5 protein-coding genes and 1 tRNA gene are annotated in these 6,888 nt (G+C 57.5%); all 6 read right to left on the bottom strand.

What is annotated here, in order from left to right; translation table 11 throughout:
• Positions 1-778 precede the first annotated feature (778 nt).
• A tRNA-Met gene (locus tag ACR0AW_RS20995) sits at positions 779-855 on the bottom strand.
• A gap of 82 nt (positions 856-937) precedes the next feature.
• Positions 938-1,909 carry an alpha/beta fold hydrolase gene (locus ACR0AW_RS20990; RefSeq protein ID WP_170734223.1) on the bottom strand — a complete coding sequence of 324 codons (972 nt, stop codon included), beginning with the start codon at positions 1,907-1,909 and terminating at the stop codon, positions 938-940.
• Between the two features lie 202 nt (positions 1,910-2,111).
• Complete coding sequence (locus tag ACR0AW_RS20985; RefSeq protein WP_170734224.1) at positions 2,112-2,915, bottom strand: PaaX family transcriptional regulator C-terminal domain-containing protein; 804 nt, start codon at positions 2,913-2,915, stop codon at positions 2,112-2,114.
• Positions 2,916-2,967: 52 nt separating this feature from the next.
• Entirely contained in the window at positions 2,968-4,992 is a 2,025-nt protein-coding gene (gene paaZ, locus ACR0AW_RS20980) for a phenylacetic acid degradation bifunctional protein PaaZ (protein ID WP_170734225.1), read from the bottom strand.
• Between the two features lie 27 nt (positions 4,993-5,019).
• On the bottom strand, positions 5,020-6,372 hold the full coding sequence (locus ACR0AW_RS20975; RefSeq protein WP_170734226.1) for a TRAP transporter large permease: 1,353 nt from the start codon (positions 6,370-6,372) through the stop codon (positions 5,020-5,022).
• Positions 6,372-6,875: a TRAP transporter small permease gene (locus tag ACR0AW_RS20970; protein ID WP_170397701.1), complete on the bottom strand. Its 504-nt coding sequence runs from the start codon at positions 6,873-6,875 to the stop codon at positions 6,372-6,374. The genes ACR0AW_RS20975 and ACR0AW_RS20970 overlap by 1 nt, the downstream gene beginning before the upstream one ends.
• Positions 6,876-6,888: the final 13 nt, after the last annotated feature.

Raw genomic sequence — 6,888 nt, 5'->3', positions numbered from 1 at the left:
ACTCCTTGGCGGTTACGATGAGCCAGAAACCCTCTCTTATCAAATCGACCTAAACTGTCCCATGGGCGCTGACGTCAGACAAGAGAAACGACCAACCGCGGTTAGCTAGTTATGCCTGCAATACTCTTAATTCCTTGAATCATGGAATACACATATCTGAAATTGATAAATACCTACCCGGGCTCCCCACGATGGATCCGGAGGCTTTGTTTAGCTTGCTCTCACTTTCCTCGGAGCTTCGAGTAAGCAGTGGGCGGAATGTCTATCTTTCGCATTGGAACGACGATAGAAGGACATCACTTCCGGCGGCATTGAAAGAGACATTGGAGGAGGCTGTAGAGGAGGCCGAAGGCGGGTGCAGTTTCGACCTTTTGAGGATAAGGGTATCCGAGAAAATGAAAAGGAGTTGCGATCGTCAACAGCTATCAAGTGCTCTGCAAAACACCAATGCAATATGGAAGCCAAACGGAAGATGGGTTTTGGACAAAGCGGATTAGTCGAACATAGTTATTTGTGACTTTTCGGCGTAGCTGAGTTCCATCGGTCGTATCCAGAAAACCTCTAATCGGGTAGGGGCATATAGTTTAAGCTGGACAGCTAGCGACCGCCACTCTCTGGAGAAGTCCTATAGCGGTTTTCGAATCTTACTAGCCAGATGAGAATCTCGAGCTCCACTGATCAAATGCTGCTGAATATCGGACAAATAGTGGTAAGGGTGATGGTAGAAACACAAGAAAAATATTTTTTACAGTTTTTTCAATGTGTTATGTTGGTGATTTGGTAGCGGAGGAGGGACTTGAACCCCCGACACGCGGATTATGATTCCGCTGCTCTAACCAACTGAGCTACTCCGCCACGAGTGAGAGGCGATTTAAGCGAGGGGCCGGGGAGGGTCAAGAGGGAAAAGCGTGCCTGCCGAGATTCTTTATTGCGTTATTCAATGCGCGTCCTGCTCTGCCAGCCGGGTGCGGGAATTCTCGGCGATCTGGCGGATGAAACGCGCGCAGACTTCGGGTTCTGTGATGAGTATCATGTGACCCCGGTGTTCCAGGACCTCAAAGGTCAGGCCGAATTTCGTCATTGTAGCACCGTGTAGCTCGGCGGACAGGATCGGGTCCTCTGTGCCGAACAGGATGCCTCCGGGCACGCGCAGGTCGTTATAGCGTGAAGTCAGGGCACCCATGCTGGCCTCTACCCCAACAACATCCTGTGAAGCGGTGATAAAGGCCGAGGGGCGAAGACCAAGGGCACCCCCAGCACGGTTCAGGAAGTCTGAGGGCGCGGGCTCGGGTGCGAAGACGTCTTTCAGGACGAGGGGTGCGGTTTTTCGGGCCATCGGGACGGCGATTGTATTGCCAATAAGGTTGCGCAGCCACTCGGTACGGATTTCAAGTGGTTTGAAAACGGCGGGCGGTTCCGGCATTTGTTGCGTCAAGGGGGCCAGAAGCGCCAACGCCGCCGTATTGTCGGGATAATCCAGTGCCATCGCAAGAGACACGGCGCCACCTAGAGAATGACCGACCAGTGTGGCTTGATCGACGTTCTTTATTTCCAGAAACTCGTGGATCATGCGGGCTTGTTCGGGCAATTCCGCCAACTGGGCAGCATCGCGCGTGGAATAGCCACAGCCCGGACGGTCAACCGCGAGAACGTGATAATCCTGAGCAAGATCATCCACCAACGCATAAGTAAAATGCTGCAATTGGCCTGATAGGCCATGGATCATGACAATTGTCGGGTTGGAAGGGTCGCCTTTTTCGACATAGTGAATGCTGCCACCGTGAACGGGCACGATCCGCCCCAGTTGCGGCACCACTTCGGTGCCCTGCCGCGTTAGGCGACGAGTCCAGGTGTGCATCCCCAGCAAAAGGGACATCAGAAACAAGACAATCGTTAGCAAAATCGACATCACGGATCTCCGGTAGGTTTGCTCAGGCGATGGTATTGCCCGGGGCCCGATTGCACCATGCGTTTTCTGAACGGCTGAATTGGCAGGCAGATAACCGCAACCTAATTATTGGTGTGTAAATTGGTATGACTTGGTCAGAAAAGCTCCCAGCACCCGGTATGTGCGCCGCACTGATAATATGGTTGAACAGACCGCTCAGCGGTCAACTACTACCGCTCAGTACGTCAGCCGAGGGGCGTGGCAGCAGATCAAGCAGCCCGAACACGCTATCGCGACAAGCCGGACCAGCCCAATCCACAGGATAAAAAGCCAAAGGTAAGTCCGGCTGGCGTAGCACGACGCGCCGCCACCGATGCACCAGCAGGGTGCGCAGTGTTGCGCTCTGCAAGGGTGTAGGCGCCCAGCCTTCGGGACGGGACTTCGCGGCGCGTTCGACCGCGCCCAGAAGAGCCTTGCAAGAGGCGCGCAATTCGGGTGGACACAACCGATCCTGCACCCACTTGGGGGCTGCGTGCGGAGAGATGTCCAAGGCCAGCAAACCGTCCGACTGATCTGGAACGGGACCCGCACCCATCGCTACGTTGCGCCCAATGGGGATGTAGTCATCGCTGAGCATCACGTCCTCAAGCACCTGAGTGCCCGACCCGTCTTCGGCGATCAGAAGATGCCAATTTTCAATGGGCGAAGGACCGCGCGCATATATGCGCGGCGTGACGGCGGCGGATTGCGTCCGGCCGAATTCCGAGAGGACATGGCGCGAGACGCGTCCAATCCGGTTACTTTCAATCCAGCCGTCCTTGCGCAGCCGGTGCAGAGCGACGCGGATCGCTTCGGGTTTGATGCCCATCGGCTCAATTATCCGGGTCAGAACACCGCCCGAGATTTGCGCGCCGGGCTCTTGTGCCATGTCACCAAACAGCGAGACGATAATCGACCAGACCCGCTGGTCTTGCGGGTCCGCCAGTTCGGCCACAGCCATTTCGAACCACGAGGTCTTTTCGGTCATGGACCCAGTTTAACCCATTAGGCCCAATAAGAAAAACAGGTAGTACAGCGGGTCAGCGGGCGTTCATGGTCAGAAGCTCGTATTCTGCGACCGGTTCGTCATCTTGATTGGTCAGGGACACGTGCCAGCGAACCTCGCCATAATCGTCATTGCGTGGGGTTTTCTGCTTTACCGTCAGGCGCACCTTGATGCTGTCGCCAGCAACAACGGGCTTCATGAACCGCAGCCCGTCCAGCCCGGTATTGGCCAGCACCGGCCCCTCGTTCGGTTCAACAAATAGGCCCGCAGCAAAACTGAGCAACAGATAACCATGCGCCACACGACCGGGGAAGAACGGATTTCGCGCCGCCGCGTCCTCGTCCATATGCGCATAAAAGGTATCGCCGGTGAAATTGGCGAAGTGTTCGATATCCTCCAGCGTGACAGTGCGCGGGGCTGTGTGCAGCGTCTCGCCGACCTGCAACTCACCAAATTTACGGGTGAAGGGATGGGCCGGACCTTGGATTTCGGGCGCTCCTGGCACCCATTTGGTGCTGATACCACTGAGTATGCGCGGGGAGCCCTGAATGGCCGTGCGCTGCATATAGTGTTTCACACCGCGCACGCCGCCCATTTCCTCACCACCGCCCGCACGGCCCGGCCCTCCATGCACCATATGGGGCAACGGAGATCCGTGGCCGGTCGATTCAGCCATCGAGTCGCGGTCGTTGATGTAAATCCGCCCGTTATAGGCTGCGGCCCCCATCACTACGTTGTGCGCGACCTTTGTGTCGTGAGTGATCAGCGACGTGACCAGAGACCCCTGCCCGCGATTGGCAAGTGCCACCGCATGATCCAGATCGCGGTAGCCCATGAGGGTCGAAACTGGGCCGAAGGCCTCGGTATCGTGCACGCGCTGCGCTTTGTCGGGGTCAGCACAGTAAAACAGCATCGGGGGAACGAATGCGCCGGTTTCAGGGCCGTGCAGGTCGAACGCGTCGGGGTTGCCATAAACCCGTTCAGCCTCTTGCCCGATCAGAGCTGCCTTTTCCAGAACGTCGGCTTTCTGCCCGTTCGACACCAGCGCGCCCATGTGAGTGGTGTCGGAACGGGGGTCGCCGATGGTGATATTTGCCAATCGGTCAGACAGCGCGGCAATTATGGCGTCGACCTGCAGCTGGGGCGCGATGATGCGTCGGATCGCAGTGCATTTCTGGCCCGCCTTTGTGGTCATCTCGCGCGAGACTTCCTTGACGAACAGGTCAAATTCGGGCGTGCCAGGCGTGGCATCGGGCCCGAGGATGGAAGCGTTCAAGCTGTCCTGCTCGGCCACAAACCGGACCGAGTTCTGCAAGATCGCAGGCGTCTGCCGCAGCTTCAACGCGGTGTTCGCCGAGCCTGTGAAGCTGACCACATCCTGACAATCCAAGTGATCGAGCATGTCGCCCAACCCGCCTGAGACCAGCTGTAGCGCACCGGCAGGCAGGATGCCGCTATCCAGCATGATCCGCACTGCCAGTTCGGTGACGTAGCAACTGTTGGTAGCCGGCTTGACGATTGCAGGCACGCCAGCCAGCAGCGTCGGGGCCAGCTTTTCCAGCATCCCCCAGACCGGGAAGTTGAAGGCGTTGATATGAACCGCGACCCCTTGCAGGGGCGTGCAGATATGCTGCCCTAAAAAGGTGCCATTGCGTGACAACTGCTCGATTTCGCCGTCCAGATAAACCTGCGCATCCGGCATCTCGCGCCGGCCTTTTGAGGCAAAGACAAACATCGTGCCGATGCCACCATCGATATCGATCAGGTGGTCCTTCTGCGTAGCTCCGGTTTCGAAACTCAGGTCGTAAAGGACTTGTTTATGCGCCGAAAGCTCTTGCGCCAGCGCCTTGAGCATCCGGGCACGATCATGGAACGTTAACTTGCGCAGCGTGGGGCCACCGGTATTGCGCGCATAGTCAAGCATCGCCTGTACGTCGAGCGCGGCATTGCCAGCGCTGGCAAACGGTGCGCCGGTGATGGCGGATGCGATGGTGCGTGCGCCTTCTCCAGGCGCGACCCAAGTACCAGCGGCGAAGCTGGAAATCTGATGCAGGGACATGGTGATCTCCTATTTGATGCGGTGGGACTAGTGTCCCAAAGCGCCCATTTGCTGCGGCAGATACAGCACCACGATGGGCACCAGCACGATCAGCGCGAGGCGGAAGATATCGGCGATCCAGAACGGAGTGACGCCGCGAAATATGGTGCCGGTTGAGACGTCGCCCACCACGCCTTTCAGAATGAAGACGTTCAGGCCCACGGGTGGAGTGATCAGCGAGATTTCGGTGACAACCACGACGACGATGCCAAACCAGATTGGGTCATAGCCCAGAGACGTGACCAACGGGAAGAAGATCGGAACCGTCAGCAACAGCATCGAGAGGGATTCGAAGACGCAACCCAGAATGATGTAGATACCAAGGATCATCAGGATCACGACAAACGGAGCCACATCATAGGCGGTCACCATCGCGATCAGGGCTTCGGGCAAACCGGCCAGATTGATGAAATTCGAGAATATTTGCGCACCAATCAACACCGCGAACAAGGCAGACGCGGTAAAGCAGGTCTCTTTCAGGACCTCGAAAGTTGAGCCTACAGTCAACCCTCCGCGAAAGAGCGCAATCAAGAAGGCCCCGGCGGCGCCCATGCCCGCGGCCTCGGTGGGGGAGAAGGTCAAGTTCAATGGCTCGAAATCGAAGGCTCCATACAGCCCACCAATGACTAGAAAGAACAGCAGCAGCACCGCCCAAACCGAGCCCAGCGCACGGATGCGTTCGGACCATGTGGCACGCTCTCCGGCTGGGCCGGCCTCGGGGTCGCGCCAGACGGTCCAGCGCACGGCGAAGAGGTAGAACAGAATGCCGAGGATGCCGGGGATGATGCCCGCCATGAACAGTTTCCCGATCGAGGTCTCGGTCAGCAACCCGTAGATGACCAGAATGACCGATGGTGGGATCAGAATGCCCAATGTACCACCGGCGGCAATCGAGGCGGTCGAGAGTTCATCGGAATAGCCGTAACGCCGCATCTGCGGCATCGCGACCTTTGACATCGTGGCGGCGGTTGCCAGCGACGATCCGCAGATAGCCGAAAATCCGCCACAGGCCGCAACCGTTGCCATGGCAATACCACCGCGCATGTGGCCAAGAAAGGCGTTGGACACCGCATAAAGCTCGCGCGCCATGCCGCCCTTGTTCACGAACAGGCCCATCAGGATGAACAGCGGCACAACCGACAGACCATAGTCCTGCGCAGTGTCGGTGATCTGTCGGCCCACCATGGACATGGCAGCCTTCATCCCGCGCTCATCAAAGATTGAGCCGCCACGCTCATAGGCAAATCCCAATGTGCCGACCAGACCCATGGCAAAGACGATAGGAAGGCGCACCAGCACCAAGATCAATACAATCGCAAATCCGATTAGCGCTGCGGTCATTACATAGGCTCCGACAGTGTATTTGGGGCGAAGGCCTTTAGCAGCCCAGTGGCGATCATCACCAGTGCAGTGATGGCAACAGACAGGGTAATGAACCAGCCGATCAGGTAGGTGGGGATTGAAAGATATTCGGTTACATCCCCATAATCCCGCGCTCGCTCGGCCAGGACCCAAACGCGCTGGACCGGCCAGAACAGCATGATGCCGCTGACCACATAGATCACAACGTCCCGCGCACGCGACAGATGCAGACGGTGGAAGAACCCGTCTGTCAGATCGACCGCGATATGGCCATTGGTGGTGGAGACGATCGGGAGGACAGAAAACACCAGAATTGCCATCAGAATGCGCGTCAGCTCGGTGGCGGCCTCAATGGGCGCATTGAAGACCGAACGCAGGATCACGTCGCAAAAGGTCATTACCATCAGGATAAACAGTGCAATGCAGGCCACGATCACGGGAAGGGCGCTGGCACGGCGCACAAGCTGAATAATAGGGGTCATGGGAAACTCGCGC

It is taken from the genome of Ruegeria sp. C5, from assembly GCF_056537605.1.
This window is presented reverse-complemented; position numbering and strand designations above follow the sequence as displayed.

Excerpts from the sequence above, each read along its gene's own strand:
- ACR0AW_RS20990 (WP_170734223.1), bottom strand. The coding sequence starts at position 1,909 with ATGTCGATTTTGCTAACGATTGTCTTGTTTCTGATGTCCCTTTTGCTG.
- ACR0AW_RS20985 (WP_170734224.1), bottom strand. The coding sequence starts at position 2,915 with ATGACCGAAAAGACCTCGTGGTTCGAAATGGCTGTGGCCGAACTGGCG.
- paaZ (WP_170734225.1), bottom strand. The coding sequence starts at position 4,992 with ATGTCCCTGCATCAGATTTCCAGCTTCGCCGCTGGTACTTGGGTCGCG.
- ACR0AW_RS20975 (WP_170734226.1), bottom strand. The coding sequence starts at position 6,372 with ATGACCGCAGCGCTAATCGGATTTGCGATTGTATTGATCTTGGTGCTG.
- ACR0AW_RS20970 (WP_170397701.1), bottom strand. The coding sequence starts at position 6,875 with ATGACCCCTATTATTCAGCTTGTGCGCCGTGCCAGCGCCCTTCCCGTG.